Below are 1,836 nucleotides of genomic sequence, written 5' to 3'. Positions count from 1 at the left end.
GCCTCGGGCATCCAAGCAGCAAGCGCGTTACGCCGTGGGTCGATGTTTGATGTTATGGAGCAGCAACGATGTTACGCAGCAGGGCAGTCGCCCTAAAACAAAGTTAGGCCGCATGGACACAACGCAGGTCACATTGATACACAAAATTCTAGCTGCGGCAGATGAGCGAAATCTGCCGCTCTGGATCGGTGGGGGCTGGGCGATCGATGCACGGCTAGGGCGTGTAACACGCAAGCACGATGATATTGATCTGACGTTTCCCGGCGAGAGGCGCGGCGAGCTCGAGGCAATAGTTGAAATGCTCGGCGGGCGCGTCATGGAGGAGTTGGACTATGGATTCTTAGCGGAGATCGGGGATGAGTTACTTGACTGCGAACCTGCTTGGTGGGCAGACGAAGCGTATGAAATCGCGGAGGCTCCGCAGGGCTCGTGCCCAGAGGCGGCTGAGGGCGTCATCGCCGGGCGGCCAGTCCGTTGTAACAGCTGGGAGGCGATCATCTGGGATTACTTTTACTATGCCGATGAAGTACCACCAGTGGACTGGCCTACAAAGCACATAGAGTCCTACAGGCTCGCATGCACCTCACTCGGGGCGGAAAAGGTTGAGGTCTTGCGTGCCGCTTTCAGGTCGCGATATGCGGCCTAACAATTCGTCCAAGCCGACGCCGCTTCGCGGCGCGGCTTAACTCAGGTGTTAGACATCATGAGGGTAGCGGTGACCATCGAAATTTCGAACCAACTATCAGAGGTGCTAAGCGTCATTGAGCGCCATCTGGAATCAACGTTGCTGGCCGTGCATTTGTACGGCTCCGCAGTGGATGGCGGCCTGAAGCCATACAGCGATATTGATTTGTTGGTTACTGTGGCCGTAAAGCTTGATGAAACGACGCGGCGAGCATTGCTCAATGACCTTATGGAGGCTTCGGCTTTCCCTGGCGAGAGCGAGACGCTCCGCGCTATAGAAGTCACCCTTGTCGTGCATGACGACATCATCCCGTGGCGTTATCCGGCTAAGCGCGAGCTGCAATTTGGAGAATGGCAGCGCAATGACATTCTTGCGGGTATCTTCGAGCCAGCCATGATCGACATTGATCTAGCTATCCTGCTTACAAAAGCAAGAGAACATAGCGTTGCCTTGGTAGGTCCGGCAGCGGAGGAATTCTTTGACCCGGTTCCTGAACAGGATCTATTCGAGGCGCTGAGGGAAACCTTGAAGCTATGGAACTCGCAGCCCGACTGGGCCGGCGATGAGCGAAATGTAGTGCTTACGTTGTCCCGCATTTGGTACAGCGCAATAACCGGCAAAATCGCGCCGAAGGATGTCGCTGCCGACTGGGCAATAAAACGCCTACCTGCCCAGTATCAGCCCGTCTTACTTGAAGCTAAGCAAGCTTATCTGGGACAAAAAGAAGATCACTTGGCCTCACGCGCAGATCACTTGGAAGAATTTATTCGCTTTGTGAAAGGCGAGATCATCAAGTCAGTTGGTAAATGATGTCTAACAATTCGTTCAAGCCGACCGCGCTACGCGCGGCGGCTTAACTCCGGCGTTAGATGCACTAAGCACATAATTGCTCACAGCCAAACTATCAGGTCAAGTCTGCTTTTATTATTTTTAAGCGTGCATAATAAGCCCTACACAAATTGGGAGATATATCATGAAAGGCTGGCTTTTTCTTGTTATCGCAATAGTTGGCGAAGTAATCGCAACATCCGCATTAAAATCTAGCGAGGGCTTTACTAAGCTTGCCCCTTCCGCCGTTGTCATAATCGGTTATGGCATCGCATTTTATTTTCTTTCTCTGGTTCTGAAATCCATCCCTGTCGGTGTTGCTT

2 protein-coding genes and 1 pseudogene are annotated in these 1,836 nt (G+C 52.8%); all 3 read left to right on the top strand.

Annotation, left to right across the window (positions count from 1 at the left end):
• Window positions 1-112 precede the first annotated feature (112 nt).
• Window positions 113-646, top strand: a complete 534-nt coding sequence (gene aadB, locus ACOTX2_RS24965; RefSeq protein ID WP_000381802.1) for an aminoglycoside nucleotidyltransferase ANT(2'')-Ia — start codon at window positions 113-115, stop codon at window positions 644-646.
• 57 nt (window positions 647-703) lie between these two features.
• A pseudogene (locus tag ACOTX2_RS24960) lies at window positions 704-1,542 on the top strand (AadA family aminoglycoside 3''-O-nucleotidyltransferase).
• 116 nt (window positions 1,543-1,658) lie between these two features.
• Window positions 1,659-1,836 (top strand): DMT family transporter (locus tag ACOTX2_RS24955; protein ID WP_038341169.1); only part of this gene is annotated, 178 nt, incomplete at its 3' end.

It is taken from the genome of Enterobacter cloacae complex sp. IR5412 (genome assembly GCF_049237385.1).
Lineage (GTDB): Bacteria > Pseudomonadota > Gammaproteobacteria > Enterobacterales > Enterobacteriaceae > Enterobacter > Enterobacter intestinihominis.
Note: the sequence above shows the minus strand (reverse complement) of the source record. Positions and strands in the feature narration are given on the sequence as shown.

Bases quoted from the DNA above. Each gene is read 5' to 3' on its own strand.
- aadB (WP_000381802.1), top strand. From the start codon at position 113: ATGGACACAACGCAGGTCACATTGATACACAAAATTCTAGCTGCGGCA.